The organism is Luteimonas sp. A501 (assembly GCF_054052085.1).
The window spans coordinates 382,253-401,332 of the sequence record NZ_JBSVRI010000001.1 but is presented as its reverse complement, the minus strand read 5'-3'; the positions used below and the strand labels follow the sequence as shown (position 1 = coordinate 401,332).

Genomic DNA, 19,080 nt, shown 5'->3' with positions numbered 1-19,080 from the left:
GGGCGCGCCACGCCGCTCAGCGGGGGACGAGCGTATCCATCAGGTGTTCGACGTATTCGTCGAACTCCTCCTGCGGCATCCGCGCCTGGTGCAGCTGCAGGTTGAGCTGGAGGAAGCCGACGTAGGCGGCGTAGGTCAGCCGGGCGCGATGCCGGGCGTCGGTGCGGCCCAGTCCGGCCTGGCGGAAGGACGCGGTGAGATAGTCGAGGCGACGCTGCGAGACGCGGTCGATCACCGGCTGCACGGCCGGGTGGTCCGGCGCCTTGAGCAGGGCGCTGTAGACCACGTGCGACTTGAACTCGCGCGCGACCATCTGGAACAGCGCGCGCAGGCGTTCGCGCGGGTCGGACACCGCCTCCAGCTTGCCGAAGACGTCATGCTCCTCATGGGCCTCCCAGCGCTCGAGCGCCGCCTGCAGCAGCGCGTCGCGCGAGGGGAAATGCCAGTAGAAGCTGCCCTTGGTGACGCCCAGCCGGCGGGCCAGTGGCTCGACCGCCACCGCGGCCACGCCCTGTTCGGCGATCAGGTCGAGCGCGGCCTCGGCCCAGTCCTCGGCACTGAGCCGGCTGCGTTCGCTTTTCGCGGCGGTTTTCTTCATTCCCCGGAGTGTATCCATACGCCGGCGTGCGGGACAGTATCGGCCGCCTCGCGGCGTTGACAGTACTTCCTGCAAAATCCATACTGACCCGTATGGCCAGTGAGGCAACCCGCGCCTGGCGCCGGGTGCACACTGGCTCCCACCAGCCGAAGGCGAGCGCAACGCTCGCGGAGACCGTGCCATGAGTATCGTCGTCCCCTTCCTCGTCCTGCTGCTGGTCGGCGCGTTCGCCGCCTACCACCGGATGCGCCTGGCCACCTGGGCGGCGATCACCGCCGCCGGCCTCGCCGCCTGCTGGCTGCTGGGCGCGAACATCACCGCCACCCTGGTCGCGATCGCCATCGCCGCGCTGGTGGCGGTGCCGCTGCTGCTGCCGATGATCCGCAAGCCGCTGGTCACCGCACCCCTGCTGAAGTTCTACCGGAAGATCCTGCCGCCGCTGTCGCAGACCGAGCGCATCGCACTGGAGGCCGGCTCGGTCGGCTTCGAGGGCGAGCTGTTCTCGGGCGCGCCGGACTGGAACGTACTGATGTCGCAGCCGAAGCCCGAACTGTCCGCGGAAGAGCAGGCCTTCCTCGATGGCCCGGTGGAGCAGCTGTGCGCGATGACCGACGACTGGGACATCACCCACGTCCGCGCCGACCTGCCGCCGGAGCTGTGGCAGTTCATGAAGGACCAGCGCTTCTTCGGGATGATCATCCCGAAGGAATACGGCGGCCTCGGCTTCAGCGCGCTTGCGCACCACAAGGTGATCCAGAAGCTCGCCACGATCTCCAGCGTGGTCAGCTCCACCGTGGGCGTACCCAACTCGCTGGGCCCGGGTGAGTTGCTGATGCACTACGGAACCCCGGCGCAGAAGGACCACTACCTGCCGCGCCTGGCCGACGGCCGCGATGTGCCCTGCTTCGCCCTCACCGGTCCGTTCGCCGGCTCCGACGCGACCTCGATCCCCGACTTCGGCATCGTCTGCAAGGGCGAGTGGGACGGCGCCCGGGTGCTGGGCGTCAAGCTCACCTTCGACAAGCGCTACATCACGCTGGCTCCGGTGGCTTCGCTGATCGGCCTGGCGTTCCGCATGTACGACCCGGACGGCCTGCTCGGCGACGTGCGCGACATCGGCATCACCCTTGCCCTGGTGCCACGCGGGGTCGAAGGCATGGACGTCGGCCGCCGCCACTTTCCGCTCAACTCGCCGTTCCAGAACGGACCCGTGCGCGGGCACGAGGTGTTCGTGCCCCTGAGCCAGATCATCGGCGAGGAAAACGGCTTCGGCGAAGGCTGGCGCATGCTCAGCGAGTGCCTGTCGATCGGGCGTTCGATCACCCTGCCTTCCACCGCCAGCGGCGGCGCCAAGTCCGGCGCCATCACCACCGGTGCGTACGCGCGCATTCGCAAGCAGTTCGGCCTGTCGATCGGCCGCTTCGAAGGCGTCGAGGAGGCCCTGGCCCGCATCGGCGGCAAGGCCTATGCGATCAGCGCGCTGTCGCAGGCCACCGCCGCCGCCGTCGACCGTGGCGACGTGCCGGCGGTGCCATCGGCGATCGCCAAGTACCACTGCACCGAGATGGGCCGCGAGGTCGCCAGGGACGTCATGGACGTGATCGGCGGCAAGGGCATCATCCTCGGGCCGCGCAACTTCGCCGGCCGCGCCTGGCAGGCCTCGCCGATCGCGATCACGGTCGAGGGCGCCAACATCATGACCCGCAGCCTGCTGATCTTCGGCCAGGGCGCGATCCTCTGCCATCCGTGGGTGATGAAGGAGATGAAGGCGGCGCAGGACCCCGACGAGCGCGCGGGCCTGGAGGCCTTCGACTCCGCCCTGTTCGGGCACATCCGCTACGCGATCTCCAACGCCGTGCGCTCGATCTGGTTCGCGGTCACCGGCTCGCGCTTCGGCAAGGCGCCGGGCGACGACTACACGAAGCGCTACTTCCGCCGCCTCAACCGCCACTCCGCCAACCTCGCGCTGATGGCCGACGTGTCGATGCTGATGCTGGGCGGCAAGCTGAAGTTCAAGGAATCCCTGTCGGGCCGCCTGGGCGACGTGCTCAGCCACCTGTACATGACCAGCGCCATCCTCAAGCGCTACCACGATGAGGGCGCGCCCGTGGCCGACCGGCCGCTGCTGGCCTGGGCCTACCACGACAGCATCCACCAGATCGAAACCGCGCTTTCCGCGGCCCTGCGGAACTTCCCGATCCGGCCGGTGGGCTGGCTGATGTGGCTGCTGATCTTCCCGCTGGGACGCCGCGCGGAAGCCCCCGGCGATCGCCTCGGCCACCGCGTCGCCGCGCTGCTGATGACGCCCAACGAAGCCCGCGATCGCCTGGCCCAAGGGGTGTTCACCACGCCGGGCGCGAACAACCCGGCGGGCCGGATCAACAGCTACCTGGCCGCGGCCGTTGCCGCCGAGCCGGTGGAGCGCAAGTTCCTCAAGGCGCTGAAGAACAAAGGCATCGAGGCCCTGGACTTCGCCAGCCAGCTTGACGAGGGCGTACGCGAAGGCTGGATCACCGCCGAAGAGCGCACGCAGCTGGAAGAGCTGCGCGTGATGACCCTCGACGCGATCACGGTCGACGACTTCGATACCGAAGAGCTGCGCTCGGCGGGCTACCGCGACCTGCATCGCCCGGACGGGACGCGCGAGGCGGCCTGAGCCGCAGCCATGCATGCCAGGGGGCGCCTGATGGCCTCTGCGCCGAAGCCCGCGCGGCCGTGACCACGCAGACGCTGCTCCTGCTGTGCGCCATCCACAGCCTGGGGTTCGCCCTGTTCCACCTGGCGTTCTGGGCCCTCTTCAAATGGCCGCGGACGCTGGAAGGCACCACGCTGCCCAATCGCGCGATCCTGCAGATCGCCAACGTGCAGCTGGTCTGGGTGTTCCTGCTCGTCGCGGTGCTGTGCCTGCGGCATCCCCGCGAACTGGCCGATACGCCGCTGGGGCACGCGCTGCTGCTCGGCATGTCCGGATTCTGGGCACTGCGCCTGGCCACCCAGTTCGTGTGGCTGCGCGTCAACCATCCGATGGTCCACGGGCTCAACGTGGCGTTCGCAACCGGTGCAGCCCTGTTCGCGCTCGCGGCGCTCACCGGATAGGCCGCGGTCTCCATCGCGGCAGCGTAGGCGCGGCCGGCTTCGACCAGATCACGTCGGCTTGCGCTGTCCATCCACGGGGCCCGCGCCGGGGTCCTGCGGAAGCACGCGCTCCGCGCGCACCACGCGCCATGCGCCGTAGGCCATGCCAAGCGCAACGCCCAGGCCGGCGAGGAACACCATGCCCGAGCCCAGCACCGCCAGCGCCTTGTGCACCCAGACGAAGGCGAGGTCGCCGCCGCGGTAGACCGCGGTATCGATCACCGCCTTGGCCTTGTAGCGCTCCTCGCGCTCCACGCGGGTGTACAGGGTCTCGCGCGCCGGCTTGGCCAGCGAGAACTCGCTGGCACGGGTCACGATCTGCACGATCGCCACCAGCATCGGCAGCGGCGACGCAGACAGCGCCGCGAAGCCGAGCACGATCGCCAGCGCCGGCAGCAGCAGCAGCGGTGCGATGCCGTAGCGCTGCAGCAGGAAGCGCGTCAGCAGCAGCTGGATGGCGATGGTCAGGCCGTTGATCGCCCAGTCGAGCATCGAGTAGAACGCCGCGCGCTCCTCTGCGGTGTCGAAGGCGGCGCGCACGATCGCCGCCTGCTCGTTGTACAGCAGGGTGCCGACGCCGACTCCGAAGAACATCAGCACCGCCAGCGCGCGCAGCAGCGGCCGCTGCCAGACCAGCCTCAGGCCGGCCAGGATCGAGCCGCCCATCGCCCGGCCATCGGCACTCCCGCCGTGGCTGCGCTCGCGCGCCAGGGCCCATGGACGCAGCTTGATGATGCACAGCAGGCACACGGCCAGGAAGCCGGCCGACACCAGCAGCAGGTTGGCGACGCCCACCGGACCGACCAGGAAGCGGGTGATCGCCGGGCCGACCAGCGCACCGATGGTGCCGCCGGCCCCGATGTAACCGTAGAACTGCTTGGCGTTGGCGTTGTCGAACACGTCCGCCATGAAGCTCCAGAACACGGTCACCGCGAACAGGTTGAACACCGCCACCCAGACGAAGAACACCGCACCGCGCCCCGGGATGCCGCTGTCGAACGCCCACCAGAAGCCCAGCAGGCAGGCGATGAACACCAGGTACACCGCGGGCAGGAAGACCCGTCGTGGAAAGCGCGACACCAGCGCGCCATAGAGCGGCTGCAGCAGCACCATCGCGATGAAGGTGGCGGTGAACAGCAGCTGCAGGGTGAACTCGCCGACTTCGATGCCGAAGCGCTCGCCGAGTGCGATCAGTCCGCGCGGGAACACCGCTGCGGCATCGGACGACGCCCCCATCGCATCGCGCACCGGGCGCAGCACGTAGTAGCCGCACAGCAGGCTGAAGAAATACAGCATCGCCCACCACAGCGGCGGCGATGCGACGAGCGCGGCCCGGAAGCGTCCCAGCTGCCTGTCGGCACCCGACTGATCGTTGATCATCGAACCCTTGCCTTGCAGTCGCCGCCGTCGTGGCGGCACGTTATCCGATCGGCGACCGTCGCCGCCACCTTGGCGCGCGCCGGCGCGCCATCAGCCCCGCCTCAGGCCACGGCTTCCAGCCCCGGCGGAAGTGGACAGTGCAGCACGCCGCAGATCGTGCGCAGCAGCTCGGATTCGGCGACCGAGATGCGCCCGTCGTGGCTGGCCGCCGCGGTCACCGCTTCGACCATCACCTGCTTGGCCAGCGGTTCCAGCGCATCGAGCGCGGGCCACACCTCGTCAAGCGCGAGCACGCCGGCGGCCGGCGGCGCGTAGGCCACGTGGTCGCGCGGCAGCACGCGCTGCAGGCCTGCGAGATAGGCGCGCTGCGCGGCCGCGGGGTCGTCGGGGCTGCCGGCCTGCGCCACCACCGCGAGCAGGGTCGCGAACTCCTGGCGCACGCTGCCCGGCTTGCGGCGGCCGAAGCGCGCGTGGCGCCGCGGATCCAGCGACTCCCGCAGCTGCACCTCGAGCAGGCGCGCCATGCAGTACTCGAACAGCGACACCCGTCCGTCGCAGTGGACGACCGCGTGCACGGTATCGAGGAAGGCCTCGAGTTCGGGCCGCGGCCGCCGCCGCAGCACCGGGAACGCGATCGCGGCAAGCGGCAGGCGCTGCATCGGGTGCAGGGCGACCAGGTCGCCGCCGTGCAGCGCCAGCGCCCCCTGGGCCACCCCATCGCCCAGGCGCGCGGCGATCTCGGCCCGCTGGTGCCCGCGGATGGTGGCGTCGCCATCAAGCAGCAGGCCGAGCACCAGCGGCAGCACCGCCTCGCGCGAACGCGCAAGCGTGCGCAGGGCTTCGGGCATGCCGTGGACGATCGCGTCGGCGCGGTGGTAGTCGTCGGCTTCGGGGCTGCCGACCTGGGCGGACACCATGGGCGGGGTGACGTCGAGCAGGCCATCGCGTGCCGGCAGCACGCCGGCATGCGCGTCCAGGCCCATCATCCGGTCTTCCTGCAGGCCCGACGGCGGCGCCAGCGCCCACTGGCTGCGCATGCGCTCGAGCTGCTCGCCGCGGAAGCCCGGCTCCAGCGCCTGGATGCGTTCGAGGATCGGCGGGTGGGTCGCGAACAGGCCGCTGAAACCGACGCCGTCGCCGAACAGCATGTGGCTCGCCTCCTCGGCATCGGCCTTGTCGCTCAGGCGCGCGCCGTCGGGCAGGCCGGCGATCTTCTTCAGCGCGCCGGCCAGGCCCGCGGTCTGGCGCGTGAACTGCACCGCCGAGGCATCGGCCAGGCGCTCGCGCGAGCGGCTGACACTGGCCTTGATCATCCTTGCGAAGAACATGCCGATGCTGCCGACCGCCAGCGCGACCAGCGCCGCCACCATCACCGCCGCGGCGTTGCGGCTGCGACCACCGCCCAGGTACAGCACCTTGCGCCCGATCAGGCTGATCATGAGGATGCCGAACAGCACGCCCATCAGGCGGATGTTCAGGCGCATGTCGCCGTTGAGGACGTGGCTGAACTCGTGCGCGATCACGCCCTGCAGCTCGTCGCGGTTGAGGCGGTCCAGCGCGCCACGCGTCACCGCGACCGCCGCGTCGCTGGTCGAGTAGCCGGCGGCGAAGGCGTTGATCGCGGCCTCGTTCTCGAGCACGTAGAGGCTCGGCACCGGCACGCCCGAGGCGATCGAGATCTCCTCGACCACGTTGCGCAGCCGGCGCAGCGAGGGATCGGTCGAGTCCTGCGGAACCGGCGTACCGCCCAACTGCAGTGCCACGACGTCACCGCCGCCGCGCAGCGAGGCCAGCCGGTACATCGAGCCCAGCCCGATCACCGCCAGCGTGGCCAGGGTGGTGAACGCGAGCACGCCCCAGTCGGGACCCACCACGAACGCAACCGCGACGTCGATCGCCAGCACGATGCCAAGCACCGCCATCGCGAACAGGACGAACAGGCGCGTGCTGCTGCGGCGGGCCTGCGCCTGCTGCTCGAAGAAGTTCATCGCGCGCTAGAACTGGACCTTCGGCGCCTCGCGGACCTCGGCCTTGTCGGCCGGGATCTCCAGCAGCGCCGCGGCATCGAAATTGAACATGCCGGCGAGGATGTTGGACGGGAACACTTCGCGCTTGATGTTGTAGGCCATCACCGAGTCGTTGTAGGCCTGGCGCGCGAAGGCGACGCGGTTCTCGGTGGAGGTCAGCTCTTCGGTGAGCTGCATCATGTTCTGGTTGGCCTTGAGGTCCGGATAGGCCTCGGCAACCATCATCAGCCGCCCGAGGGCGCCGTTGAGCAGGCCCTGCGACTGGCCGAGCTCGGCCATCGCCGCAGCATCGCCCGGATTGGCCTTGGCGGCCGACAGTCCCGACATCGCGGCGCTGCGCGCGGCGATGACCGCCTCCAGCGTCTCGCGCTCGTGCGTGAGGTAGCCCTTGGCGGTCTCAACCAGGTTCGGGATCAGGTCAAAGCGGCGCTGCAGCTGCACGTCGATCTGCGCGAAAGCGTTCTTGAATGCGTTGCGGGCGGTGACGAGGCCGTTGTAGATGCCGACGCCCCACATCAACGCAACCACGACCACGGCGGCAATTACGAGCAGGATCAGTAGGCTGGACATCAAAGCTCCCCTTGTTCATGCAAATGCGGAACCGGGGGCATATGATCACCCCGCAGTCGCAGCATACGCAGGGAAAACGCCCGATGAAAGACGCAGCGCGAACGCCTCGCCGCCTTCTCCTTGCTGCCGGCCTGTTTGCATGCCTGACCCCGATAGCGGCCGGGACGGCGGCACAGGCGGAGCTCCAGTGGCAACTGCCGGCCGATGCGCTGGCCGCGCCAGCCACGCATTCGACACCCGTGACCGGCGGCAGTTCGCCGCTGCTGCCGCCTGGCACCGCATCCATGCCGCTGGCCAGCGGCTTCGACGCCGCACGCTTCGAGGCGATGGCGCAGGCGGTGGTCGCCAACCAGCGCGTGCCCGGCCTGGCGATGGCCATCGTCCACAAGGGCGAAGTGATCAGCGCGCGCGGCTATGGCATCACCGACGTCAGCGCCGCCGAGCCGGTTGACGCGCACACCGTCTTCCGCCTGGCCTCCCTGTCCAAGCCCTTCGCGGGCACGGTGACCGGCCTGCTGGTCGCCGAAGGTTCGCTGCGCTGGGACAGCAACGTCGCCGACTTCATGCCGGCGCTGCGCTTCTCCCGGCCCGATGCCGCCGGCAAGCTGACCGTCGCCGACGTGCTCAGCCACCGCGTGGGACTGGGCCGCAACACTTACGATCGCGACATCGAGCGCAACGCGGACTATCGCAACCTGGTGCAGCGGTTGGCCGACGCACCCATGACCTGCGGCGTCGGCGAGTGCTACAGCTACCAGAACGTCGCCTTCAGCCTGGTCGGCGACGTGGTGTTCGCGGCTACCGGCCAGTTCTTCAGCGAGGCCGTGACCGGCCGCATCTTCAAGCCGCTGGGCATGGACGACGCGAGCTACGGACTCGATGGCATCCAGGCCAGTCCGCGCTGGGCAAAGCCGCACGTGCGCGCCGGCGGCGGCTGGCGTTCGCTCACGCCCAAGCCCACCTACTACCGGATCGCGCCGGCGGCAGGCGTCAACGCCAGCATCAGCGACATGGCGCAATGGCTGATCGCGCAGTCCGGGCGGCGCCCCGACGTGCTCCCGCCCCCGCTGCTGGCCACCCTGCAGCAACCCCTGGTGTCGACGCCGCGCGAGATGCGCAGCTCGGGCTGGCGGCGCGAACGCCTCAATGACGCCGGCTACGCGCTCGGCTGGCGCGTTTACGACTATGCCGGGCACCGCGTCGTCTTCCACGCCGGCGCGGTCCAGGGCTATCGCGGCCTGATGGCACTGATGCCCGAGCGGGACCTGGGCGTGGTGGTTCTGTGGAACGGCGAGAGCAGCCTGCCCACTGGCCTGCTGCCGACGATCCTCGACAGCGCGATCGGCCTGGGTCCACAGCGTTGGCTGGACGTCGACCTCGAGGAAGTGGACGAATTGCAGCTGGCCGATGCCGCGGCACACGACCGTGCCACGACTACCGTGGGCCGCGCGTCCGCGTCGGATTCCAGGGGCAGCGGCGGCTCCGCCACGTCCGCCGCAAAGCCGGACTGACCTTGCGCACATGAAAAAACCCCTCCCCCGCCTGGGCTGCGGGGAGAGGGGTCATGTCGACGGCAATCGGGGACTGGTCAGATCAGCGGCAGGGGCGCCGTGGGGATCGAAACGGCCGGTGCCTTCGCCTTGCGCGGCGCACGCTTCGCCGCCTTCTTGGCGGTCTTTTTGGTCGCAGCCTTGCGGACGGTCTTCTTCGCCGCCTTCTTTGCAGGAGCCTTCTTTGCAGGAGCCTTCTTCGCAGCGGCCTTCTTCGCGGCGGTCTTCTTCACCGCTTTCCCGGTCGCCTTCTTCGCAGTCTTCCTGGTGGCCTTCTTGGCTGCCTTCTTGGCCGGGCTCTTCCTGGCAACCTTCTTCGCTGCCTTCTTGGCCGTCTTCTTCGCAGCCTTCTTGGCGGTCTTGCGGGTGGCCTTCTTTACCGCCTTCTTCGCGGTCTTCTTGGTGGCCTTCTTCGCGGTCTTCTTTGCGACCTTCTTCACCGCCTTCTTGGTCGCCTTCTTCGCGGTCTTGCGGGTGGCCTTCTTCGCCACGGCCTTCTTCACGGCCTTCTTGGCGACCTTCTTTGCAACCTTCTTCTTGGCGACCTTCTTGGCGACCTTCTTGGTGGCCTTCTTCGCGACCTTGCGCGGTGCCGCCTTGCGCACTGCCTTCTTGGCGGTCTTCTTGGCCGCCTTCTTGGCGACCTTCTTCTTTGCGACTTTCTTAGTGGCCATGTGATGGCTCTCCTCGTCAGTGGAACTTGCAGGTACTACTGCCCAGTACGAAACACACCGCGGGTATCGGACCCACGGCCAACCGACGACGCGCAGCGCGCGTCGCTCCGGATCCGGTGCTGCCTGGCACGAAAAAACCCGCTGCGCATCGCGCCGCGGGTTGCATGCATGCATGGGCCTGGAGTTTTCGCGAAGAAGACAACGCCTGAGTCCACCATTACGACCATCCGGGCGGAGGACTGAGTTGTGTCACGCGTTGTTGTCCGGGTCGCACTCACTCTCTTCTGTGACCATCGTGTTGTTGTGCCGAAACCTAATCACGCTTTTTTTTCCTGTCAACACCCGTCGTCGCCCGAAGGCCGGCGTGCAAGCGTCCAGGTCGCCAGCCTTCGCGTTGCAAGCGATCGATGCCGCCGCGGCAAGCCCGGGGCCGGCGTTCGACAGACTTCGAGATGCACGCGCAAAAGCACTTGTTTTAAGCGGTATCAGAACGTCGCGACCGGAACCGTCAACGCACGCGGCGCAACACGGGGCATGCGTCGACGCGATGCCGGCAACCGGTTCGACGGTGTGCAGGTCTTGTGTACGCGCACGACGCGAAGACGCCGTTGGTGGCGCGGCAATGACCGTTTTGCGCGGAAGTGCGCGAGTCTTTGGCAGCCATTTCAAGCTCCCGAAAACAGGAACGCCGGGCAATGCCCGGCGTTCCACGAGACGATGCCGCGCATCCGCGCAGCGACGCATGCGTCAGTCGTCGCCCTCGATCAGGGCGGCGTAATCGTCCGGTGCAAGCAGCTCGTCGATCTGGCCCGGCTCGCTCGCCTCGATCACGAACAGCCAACCTTCGCCGAAGGCGTCTTCGTTGATCGTCTCCGGCGTATCGGCCAGCGCGGAGTTGACCTCGACGATCGTGCCGGACACCGGTGCGTAGATGTCGGACGCCGCCTTGACCGACTCCAGGACGGCGCAGCCGACGCCTGCCTGGACGCTGTCACCAACGCCGGGCAGGTCAACGTAGACCAGGTCGCCCAACAGGCCCTGGGCATGGTCGGAGATGCCGACGGTAACCTTGCCGTCACCTTCGACGCGGGCCCACTCGTGGGACTTCATGAATTTCAGATCGCCGGGGATATCGCTCATTGCTGGTACTCCGGAAACAGCGTGGCTGGGGTGGACGGCTAGTGTAGCGAAGCGCCCGGGGTGGAAATCAAATGCCCTCGCGGGCCTTGCCGTCGCGCACGAACGGGTAGGCGACCACGCGCACGGGAACCTCGCGGCCGCGGATGTCGACGCGCACGTCGCCCGCCTCGCCGGCGGGGATCCTGGCCAGGGCGATCGACTTGCCGAGCGTCGGTGCAAAGGTGCCCGAGAGAATCTCGCCTTCGCCGCTCGCGGCGAGCACCTTCTGGCCGTGGCGCAGCACGCCCTTCTCGTCCATCACCAGGCCGACGACCTGGCGCGCGTCGCCACGGTCGCGCTGGGCCTCGAGCACGGCACGACCGTTGAAGTCGCGACCCTCGTCCAGCGCCACGGTCCAGCCGAGGCCGGCTTCGTACGGCGTGACCGACTCGTCCATGTCCTGGCCGTACAGCGGCAGCCCGGCCTCCAGGCGCAGGGTGTCGCGCGAACCCAGGCCCGCGGGCCGCACGCCCGCGGCGACCAGCGCATCCCAGAACGCCACGGCGTGCTCCTGCGGCAACGCGACCTCGAAGCCGTCCTCGCCCGTGTAGCCGGTGCGCGCGATGAACAGCGGCGCGCCGTCGACCGAACGGACGTCGCGGCTGGCGAACTTGCCGAGCTTGCCTGCAGCGGCACGATCGTCCCCGTGCACCAGGCCGAGCACCTTGTCGCGCGCCTGCGGGCCCTGCACGGCGATGATCGCAAGGTCGTCGCGCACCCGGACCTCGACGCCGAAGGCTTCGGCCTGGGCGTTGATCCACGCCAGGTCCTTGTCGCGGGTCGCGGCATTGACCACCAGCCGATGAAAGTCCTCGCCAAGGTGGTAGATGATCAGGTCGTCGATCACCCCGCCCTGGTCGTCGAGCATGCAGGTGTAGAGCGCCTTGCCCTGGACCTTGAGCTTGTCGACCGAGTTGGCGACCAGCTTGCGCAGGAAGTCGCGCACGCGCGCGCCGTGCAGGTCGACCACGGTCATGTGCGAGACGTCGAACATGCCGGCATCGCGGCGCACCGCGTGGTGCTCCTCGATCTGCGAACCATAGTTGAGCGGCATGTCCCAGCCGCCGAAGTCCACCATCTTCGCGCCGAGTGCGCGATGGGAATCGTTGAGGATCGTCTTGCGGGTCATGGACGGCTGGCTCCTGGAGGACGGGCCGCCATTATCGCCGAGCCGGGGTATGGGAGCAGCTGCGCGTTGGCGACGTGCGCGCTACTTGGTCAGGATCAGCTTGTCGTTGCGCGTATGGCGGAGGCGATAGACCTCGTTGCCATGGCGGATGAGCACCTCGCGCTGGCCATGCAGCAGCACGGCGCTGTCCATCTCTTCCTGATGGGCACACTGCGTCGGCGGCGCCTCGCAGGACGGCGCGTCGGTGGCGCCGTCGAAGCTGGACGGGTGGGTAAGGGAGGCAAGCATCGAATGCTCCTCATCGAGGGGAGCACCCAATGCTAATGATTCTCATTTGCCTGTCAACAGGGGGTTTCAGTCATCCGTCGCGGCTTCGATCCGCCGCCATGCGCCCTCTTCCAGCCGCGCCTCCAGGTCCAGCGCCTCGAGGTTTTCCAGCAGTTGCGCCACGCGGCTTGCCCCCAGGATGACCGTGGACACGTGCGGATTGCGCAGGCACCAGGCGATGGCCAGCGCCGAGGGCCGCGCGCCAAGCTCGGTGGCCAGCGCGGTGAAGCACCGTGCCCGCTCGAGACGTTTCTCGCCGGCCTCGCCGATCACCAGGTCATGCAGCCAGCCTTCCTGCGCCAGCCGCGACCCCTCGGGCACGCCGCCGTCGTACTTGCCGGTCAGCAGCCCCGAGGCCAGCGGCGACCACACCGTCGTGCCCATGCCCAGCTCGGCGTAGAGCGGCGCGTATTCCAGCTCCACGCGCCGGCGGTGCAGCAGGTTGTACTGCGGCTGCTCCATGGTCGGCGGCTGCAGGTGGTTGGCGCGCGCCGCCGCATGCGCTTCGCGGACCAGCGCCGCCGGCCATTCCGACGTGCCCCAATACATGACCTTGCCCTGGCGTACGAGCGTGTCCATCGCCGCCACCGTTTCCAGCACCGGCACGTCGGGATCGGGGCGATGGCAGAAGTACAGGTCGAGGTAGTCCACGCGCAGCCGCTTCAACGCGCCGTGGCAGGCGTCGTGCACGTGCTTGCGCGACAGGCCCTTCTGCATCGGCCGCGGATCGGCGACCGAGCCGAACATCACCTTGCTCGACACCGCGAAACCGTCGCGCGGCAGGCGCAGGTCGACGATCACGTCGCCCATTACCCGCTCGGCCTCACCGTGGGCGTAGCCCTCGGCGTTGTCGAAAAAATTGATGCCATGGTCCCAGGCGGCGGCCAGCAGGTTGCGCGCCTCGCCGCGCGCGACCCCCTTGCCGAACGTCGTCCAGGCGCCGAAGGACAGCGCCGACAGCGCCAGTCCGGAGGCGCCAAGCCTGCGATATTCCATCGCTTGTCACTCCATTTGCCTGCCCGGGAACGCAGTCTACGCGCGCCGCCGCGCTATCCTCACCCCGCAGGCAAGGGGACACGGCACGATGCACGCCAACGAAGGCAGGTTCGGCGACATGCTGCGGCAGCTGATGGCGCCGCCCGACGAAGTCATGCGCGACCTGGCCGCGAGCGGCGAACGCCTGGTCGCGCGCATCCGCCTGCTGCTGACCGTGCTCGCGCTGCCGCTGCCACTGCTCGCCGCGGCGTCGGGCTCGGGCATGGGCCGGATCCTCTTCTACCTGGGCGCGGTGGTGCTCGCCAGCGCGGTGTCGCTGCTGTGGCTGGTGCTCGCGCGCATGCACCGTCCGTGGCTGCCGTTCGCGACCGCGGCCTGGGACGTCACCCTGGTCACCACGGTGCTCGCGATGCTGGCGGCCAGGGAGGCTGCGACCGGGATCCACGACGTGGGCGCCTGGTCGTTCTACCTGGTGGCGATCGGCCTGACCGCCCTGCGTGCCGACGGCCGCGTGGCCCTGCTCGCCGGCGGACTCGCCCTGCTGCAGTACGCGGCGCTGGCAGCGGTGCTGTCCATGCGCGCCTCGGCGGGCGACGGCCTGGTGCCACCGGACGCCGGCGCCGCCGCGCCGGGTGCGCACGCGCTGCGCCTGCTTTTGGTGGTGGTCGCCAGCGGCACGGCCGTCGCGATCGTCCGTCGCATGCAGTCGCTGGTCGAGCTGTCGGGACACGACAGCCTGACCGGCCTGCCCAACCGCTCGTGGCTGCTGCAGCGGATGCCGCACGTCTTCGCCACTGCGCGCAATTCCAGCGCCTCGCTCACCCTGGTGCTGCTCGACATCGACCGCTTCAAGCGCGTCAACGACGAGGCCGGCCCGCAGGCCGGAGACAGGGCCCTGCGCCACATCGCCTCGACGATGAGCGAGATGCTTGCCGACAACGAATCCCTGGCCCGGATCGGCGGCCAGGAGTTCGTGATGGTGCTGCACTGCCCCGTCGGCAGCGCGTGGGAGCGCCTGGACCGCCTGCGCCGCACCCTGGCCGAGCGCCCGTTCCTGCCCGAGCGTGGCCAGGACGCCTTCGCGTTCACCTTCAGCGCCGGCCTTGCCGCCTGGCCGCAGGATGGCGCCAGCACCTCGGGCCTGCTCGGCTGCGCCGACCGCCGGCTCAAGTCCGCCAAGGCCCCCGGCGGCAACCGGATCGTCGCCCGCGATCCCTGAGTTCCGGTTGCCCGGCTCCCCGGCCTGCACTACGCTGCCCCGTCGCCGCGCGCTCGCGGCCGTAGCATGGGGATCGGGATCACGATGGAAGTGTTGACGCGGATTGGCTTCGGCCTGTTTGGCCTGGCCGTGCTCATCGGGATCACCTGGCTGTTCTCCAACAACAAGGGACGCGTCGACTGGAAGCTGGTCGGCACCGGCGTCACCCTGCAGATCGCATTCGCGGCCCTGGTGCTGCTGGTGCCCGGCGGGCGCGAGGTCTTCGACTGGTTGGGCCAGCTGTTCGTGCAGGTGCTGGCCTTCGTCAACGCCGGCTCCGAATTCATCTTCGGCAGCCTGATGGACGTGCAGACCTACGGCTTCATCTTCGCCTTCCAGGTGCTGCCGACGATCATCTTCTTCGCCTCGCTGATGGCCGTGCTCTACCACCTGGGCGCGATGCAGTTCATCGTCCGCGTGATGGCGCTGGCGATCACCAAGGTGATGCGCGTGTCCGGCGCCGAGACCACCAGCGTCTGCGCCAGCGTCTTCATCGGCCAGACCGAGGCGCCGCTGACGGTGCGCCCCTACATCTCGCGCATGACCGAGTCCGAGCTGATCACGATGATGATCGGCGGCATGGCCCACATCGCCGGTGGCGTGCTCGCGGCCTACGTCGGCATGCTCGGTGCCGGCGACCCGGCGCAGCAGGCGTACTACGCCAAGCACCTGCTCGCAGCCTCGATCATGGCCGCGCCGGCGACGCTTGTGATCGCCAAGATCCTGATCCCCGAGACCGGCGAGCCGCTGACCCGCGGCACGGTGAAGATGGAGGTCGAGAAGACCACCAGCAACCTGATCGACGCCGCTGCGGCCGGCGCCGGCGACGGCCTGAAGCTGGCGCTCAACATCGGCGCGATGCTGCTGGCCTTCATCGCCCTGATCGCGATGATCAATGCGCCGCTGACCTGGCTGGGCGACGTGACCGGCCTGGCGGCCGCGATCGGCAAGCCCACGGATCTCTCGACGATCTTCGGCTACGTGCTGGCACCGGTGGCGTGGCTGATCGGCGTGCCCTGGACCGATGCCGGCACCGTCGGTTCGCTGATCGGCCAGAAGGTGGTGATCAACGAGTTCGTGGCCTACCTGCAGCTGGCCGACATCGTGAACGGCCGCGTGGAGGGCGTGAGCCTGGGCGACGAAGGCCGGCTGATCGCCACCTACGCGCTGTGCGGCTTCGCCAACTTCAGCTCGATCGCGATCCAGATCGGTGGCATCGGCGGGCTCGCGCCCGACCGCCGCCAGGACCTGGCGCGCTTCGGCCTGCGCGCGGTGCTTGGCGGCACCGTCGCCACGCTGATGACCGCGACCATCGCCGGCGTGCTGACGCACATCGGCGCCTGAGCGGGGCAGGACCGTGTCTCGCGTCGTCGTCGTCGGCTCGTTCAACGTCGACCACGTCTGGCACTGCGCGGAGCTGCCGCTGGCAGGCGCAACGCTCGCGGGCGAGTACGCGACCGGCGCCGGCGGCAAGGGCTTCAACCAGGCGGTGGCCGCGGCACGCGCCGGCGCCGACACCGCCTTTGTCTGCGCCCTGGGCGACGACGATGGTGGCCGCCTGGCGCGCCGGCTGGCCGCCGCCCACGGCATCGACCTGCGCGCCCGGGACAGCGAGGCAGCAACCGGCACCGCGGGCATCTTCGTCGATGCCGGCGGCCGCAACAGCATCGTCATCGGCCCGGGTGCGAACGCCACGCTGACGCCCGGATTCGTCGCTGCGCAGGGCGAGGCGATCGCCGCCGCGGACGTGGTGCTGGCACAGATCGAATCGCCGGTCGAGGCCATCGTCGAGGCGCTGCGCCTTGCGCGCGCCAGCGGCGCCCACACCATCCTCAACCCGGCGCCTGCCAATGCCGCCTGCAGCCGCGAGCTGCTGGCCGTGGCCGAACTGCTCACTCCGAACGAAACCGAGTTCGCCGCCCTGCTGGCACGGCACTGCGGCGGCGGCGTCGATCCGGCACGCCTTGCCGCGATGGATGGCGAACGCCTGCACCGCCAATGCCGGACCCTGCTGCCGCGCGGCACCGTGGTGCTGACGCTCGGCGCCGCCGGCTGCTTCGTCTCGCATCGCGAGGACAGCCTGCGCGGCGACGCCCTGCCCCATTACCGCTGCCCGGCGGCCAAGGTGCGGGTGGTCGACACCACGGGCGCCGGCGATGCATTCAACGGCGCGCTGGCGGCGTCGCTGGCACTGGCGCCGGCACGGCCTTTCGCCGGCCATGTCACCTTCGCCACGCGCTACGCCGCGCTGTCGACCGAGCGCCCGGGCGCGGCCGACTCGATGCCGTCTGCAGGCGACGTCGCCGCCCGCTTCCCGGACTGATCCAGGCCTGGACGCCCGGCCGCTCCCGTATCCACGCATTCTGTTTCATCGCAGGCTCATCCCCGCTGCGGCAGCGTGCCTGCGGAGCCCAACGGAGACCGCCCGATGAAGACCGCCCTGCTCGCCGCCACCGTGGTGCTGCTTTCAGCCTGCGCCAACAACAGCGCGCCCGCGCCGGCAGATCCACCAGCGACGTCGACGCCTGCGCAGGCAAGCCCTGATCGCCCCATGCCGGAGCCGACGCCGGAGGAGCGTGCGCGGCCCCTGCAGGAGCCCACCGAGCTGCCGCCGGCGACCGGATGGGACGCCGCGGTCCTGCCTGCGCACCGGGCGATGGTCGACGATGCGCTGGCCCGTGCCCGGAGCGCGGCCTCCGGCGCCGACGAGGCGTCACGCGAGGCGCGTGCCCTGCTCGCGCGCGCGCAGGATCCGCTCCCACCGGGCGACATCGACGGCAACTGGCGCGTGCGCTCCATCCAGATCAGCGACGGCAGGGGCTACGGCTATCCATTCTTCGACGCCCGCATCAGCAGCGCCGGCACGGGCCACCGCTTCGCCAAGACCAGCGGCTCCCAGCGCCGCAGCGGGCGCCTGTACCCGATGGACGGGCCGGGCCTGGCGTTCCTCGGCGCGCGCACGGTCAACGAGGAGGCGCCACGCACATACACGCGGATCGCACGGCCCGATGCCTCGCTGCCCGGCGAGCACGACAGCGCCGGCCTGCTGCTCCGGATCGGGCCACGGGAGCTGCTGATGGTGCTCGACGCCGACGGCAACGGCTTCGAGCTCTATCACCTCGAACGCTGACCCGGCATCGCCTGCGGCCGGCACGCCGGCCGCGATCGGCGACAATAACGTCATGCGCATCGGTCCCCACATCATTGCCCCCGACGTGGTCCTCGCGCCCATGGCCGGGGTCACCGACAAGCCGTTCCGGCTGCTGTGCAAGCGGTTGGGCGCCGGGCTCGCGATGTCGGAGATGACCATTTCCGACCGGCGGTTCTGGGGAACGGAAAAATCGCTGCGGCGCATGGACCATGCCGGCGAGCCCGATCCGGTCGGCGTGCAGATCGCGGGCACCGAGCCGGAGCAGCTGGCCGACGCCGCGCGCTACAACGTCGACCATGGCGCCCGCATCATCGACATCAACATGGGCTGCCCGGCGAAGAAGGTCTGCAACGCCTGGGCCGGCTCCGCGCTGATGCGCGACGAGGCGCTGGTGGCGCGCATCCTTTCGGCGGTGGTCGCGGCGGTGGACGTGCCGGTGACTCTGAAGATCCGCACCGGCTGGGCCGCGGACCAGCGCAACGCGGTGGCGATCGCGCGCGTCGCCGAGGACTGCGGCGTCGCGGCGCTCGCGGTGCACGGCCGCACCCGGGACCAGCACTACACCGGCAACGCCGAGTACGACACCATCGCCGAGGTCAAGTCACTGCTGCGCATCCCAGTCATCGCCAACGGTGACATCGACTCGCCCGACAAGGCCGCCGCCGTGCTGGAACACACCGGCGCAGACGCCGTGATGGTGGGTCGCGCAGCGCAGGGACGGCCCTGGATCTTCCGCGAGATCGCGCACTTCCTCGCCACCGGCGAACGCCTGCCGCCGCCCCGCCTGCACGAGGTGCGCGACATCCTGCTCGGCCACCTGGAAGCACTGCACGCGTTCTACGGCGAACAGTCCGGCGTTCGCATAGCGCGCAAGCACCTGGGCTGGTACGCGAAGGACCGCCCGGAGAACGCCGCCTTCCGCGCCGTGGTCAACCGCGCCGAAACCGCGCGCGCGCAGATCGACCTGACCCGGGACTATTTCGACGCGCTGGCCGCAGGCGTGGCGCCGGGCCTCGAAGCGGCCGCCTGACCCGCGGCGCCGCTTCATCGGCGGTTGCCGCTGGCAGGCCACCGCGGAACTGGGCCGGCAGCGCAGCGCGTGCAAA

At 69.6% G+C, this 19,080-nt stretch carries 17 protein-coding genes; 8 read left to right on the top strand and 9 right to left on the bottom strand.

All coding sequences use genetic code 11. The annotated features are described in order from the left end of the window. Positions 1 to 16: 16 nt before the first annotated feature. Positions 17 to 598 (bottom strand): TetR/AcrR family transcriptional regulator, encoded by a 582-nt coding sequence (locus ACW7G5_RS01780; RefSeq protein ID WP_457001295.1) that lies wholly within the window; start codon positions 596 to 598, stop codon positions 17 to 19. 181 nt (positions 599 to 779) lie between these two features. Here ACW7G5_RS01780 and ACW7G5_RS01775 point away from each other — a divergent pair, with 181 nt between their 5' ends. Together ACW7G5_RS01775 and ACW7G5_RS01770 are read left to right on the top strand one after the other, a co-directional pair. Next, the gene (locus ACW7G5_RS01775; protein ID WP_457001293.1) at positions 780 to 3,254 is read left to right on the top strand and encodes an acyl-CoA dehydrogenase; all 2,475 of its coding nucleotides are present in this window, start codon (positions 780 to 782) and stop codon (positions 3,252 to 3,254) included. Positions 3,255 to 3,313: 59 nt separating this feature from the next. Beyond that, positions 3,314 to 3,694, top strand: coding sequence for a hypothetical protein (locus ACW7G5_RS01770; RefSeq protein WP_457001291.1), 381 nt, complete (start codon positions 3,314 to 3,316; stop codon positions 3,692 to 3,694). A 48-nt stretch (positions 3,695 to 3,742) separates the two neighbouring features. Here the strand turns inward: ACW7G5_RS01770 and ACW7G5_RS01765 are convergent, their stop codons facing one another. The 3 genes from ACW7G5_RS01765 to ACW7G5_RS01755 all read right to left on the bottom strand — a co-directional run bounded on the left by ACW7G5_RS01765 (position 3,743) and on the right by ACW7G5_RS01755 (position 7,710). Next, complete coding sequence (locus ACW7G5_RS01765) at positions 3,743 to 5,110, bottom strand: NTP/NDP exchange transporter (protein ID WP_457002813.1); 1,368 nt, start codon at positions 5,108 to 5,110, stop codon at positions 3,743 to 3,745. A gap of 104 nt (positions 5,111 to 5,214) precedes the next feature. After that, positions 5,215 to 7,101 carry a M48 family metallopeptidase gene (locus tag ACW7G5_RS01760; RefSeq protein WP_457001289.1) on the bottom strand — a complete coding sequence of 629 codons (1,887 nt, stop codon included), beginning with the start codon at positions 7,099 to 7,101 and terminating at the stop codon, positions 5,215 to 5,217. A 6-nt stretch (positions 7,102 to 7,107) separates the two neighbouring features. After that, a complete protein-coding gene (locus ACW7G5_RS01755) occupies positions 7,108 to 7,710 on the bottom strand; it encodes a LemA family protein (RefSeq protein WP_343280939.1) in 603 nt (200 codons plus the stop codon). A gap of 83 nt (positions 7,711 to 7,793) precedes the next feature. Between ACW7G5_RS01755 and ACW7G5_RS01750 the strand changes: the two genes are divergently transcribed. Continuing rightward, on the top strand, positions 7,794 to 9,221 hold the full coding sequence (locus ACW7G5_RS01750) for a serine hydrolase domain-containing protein (protein ID WP_457001287.1): 1,428 nt from the start codon (positions 7,794 to 7,796) through the stop codon (positions 9,219 to 9,221). Positions 9,222 to 9,298: 77 nt separating this feature from the next. On the opposite strand, the gene ACW7G5_RS01745 is transcribed toward ACW7G5_RS01750, so the two are convergent. The 5 genes from ACW7G5_RS01745 to ACW7G5_RS01725 form a co-directional block, all read right to left on the bottom strand. Next, positions 9,299 to 10,108, bottom strand: a complete 810-nt coding sequence (locus ACW7G5_RS01745) for a hypothetical protein (RefSeq protein WP_457001285.1) — start codon at positions 10,106 to 10,108, stop codon at positions 9,299 to 9,301. Between the two features lie 573 nt (positions 10,109 to 10,681). Continuing rightward, positions 10,682 to 11,074, bottom strand: coding sequence for a glycine cleavage system protein GcvH (gene gcvH, locus ACW7G5_RS01740; protein ID WP_457001283.1), 393 nt, complete (start codon positions 11,072 to 11,074; stop codon positions 10,682 to 10,684). A 67-nt stretch (positions 11,075 to 11,141) separates the two neighbouring features. Further along, positions 11,142 to 12,242: a glycine cleavage system aminomethyltransferase GcvT gene (gcvT, locus tag ACW7G5_RS01735; RefSeq protein WP_457001282.1), complete on the bottom strand. Its 1,101-nt coding sequence runs from the start codon at positions 12,240 to 12,242 to the stop codon at positions 11,142 to 11,144. An 81-nt stretch (positions 12,243 to 12,323) separates the two neighbouring features. Then, positions 12,324 to 12,530, bottom strand: a complete 207-nt coding sequence (locus tag ACW7G5_RS01730) for a hemin uptake protein HemP (RefSeq protein WP_457001280.1) — start codon at positions 12,528 to 12,530, stop codon at positions 12,324 to 12,326. A 66-nt stretch (positions 12,531 to 12,596) separates the two neighbouring features. Next, positions 12,597 to 13,565, bottom strand: coding sequence for an aldo/keto reductase (locus ACW7G5_RS01725; RefSeq protein WP_457001278.1), 969 nt, complete (start codon positions 13,563 to 13,565; stop codon positions 12,597 to 12,599). Positions 13,566 to 13,653: 88 nt separating this feature from the next. Here ACW7G5_RS01725 and ACW7G5_RS01720 point away from each other — a divergent pair, with 88 nt between their 5' ends. The 5 genes from ACW7G5_RS01720 to dusB all read left to right on the top strand — a co-directional run bounded on the left by ACW7G5_RS01720 (position 13,654) and on the right by dusB (position 19,004). Further along, positions 13,654 to 14,784, top strand: coding sequence for a diguanylate cyclase domain-containing protein (locus ACW7G5_RS01720; protein ID WP_457001276.1), 1,131 nt, complete (start codon positions 13,654 to 13,656; stop codon positions 14,782 to 14,784). A gap of 84 nt (positions 14,785 to 14,868) precedes the next feature. Beyond that, positions 14,869 to 16,167 carry a NupC/NupG family nucleoside CNT transporter gene (locus ACW7G5_RS01715; RefSeq protein ID WP_457001274.1) on the top strand — a complete coding sequence of 433 codons (1,299 nt, stop codon included), beginning with the start codon at positions 14,869 to 14,871 and terminating at the stop codon, positions 16,165 to 16,167. Between the two features lie 13 nt (positions 16,168 to 16,180). Then, a complete protein-coding gene (locus ACW7G5_RS01710) occupies positions 16,181 to 17,146 on the top strand; it encodes a ribokinase (RefSeq protein WP_457001272.1) in 966 nt (321 codons plus the stop codon). Positions 17,147 to 17,251: 105 nt separating this feature from the next. Further along, the gene (locus ACW7G5_RS01705; RefSeq protein WP_457001271.1) at positions 17,252 to 17,953 is read left to right on the top strand and encodes a DUF4893 domain-containing protein; all 702 of its coding nucleotides are present in this window, start codon (positions 17,252 to 17,254) and stop codon (positions 17,951 to 17,953) included. Between the two features lie 52 nt (positions 17,954 to 18,005). Further along, positions 18,006 to 19,004, top strand: coding sequence for a tRNA dihydrouridine synthase DusB (dusB, locus tag ACW7G5_RS01700; protein ID WP_457001269.1), 999 nt, complete (start codon positions 18,006 to 18,008; stop codon positions 19,002 to 19,004). Positions 19,005 to 19,080 lie beyond the last annotated feature (76 nt).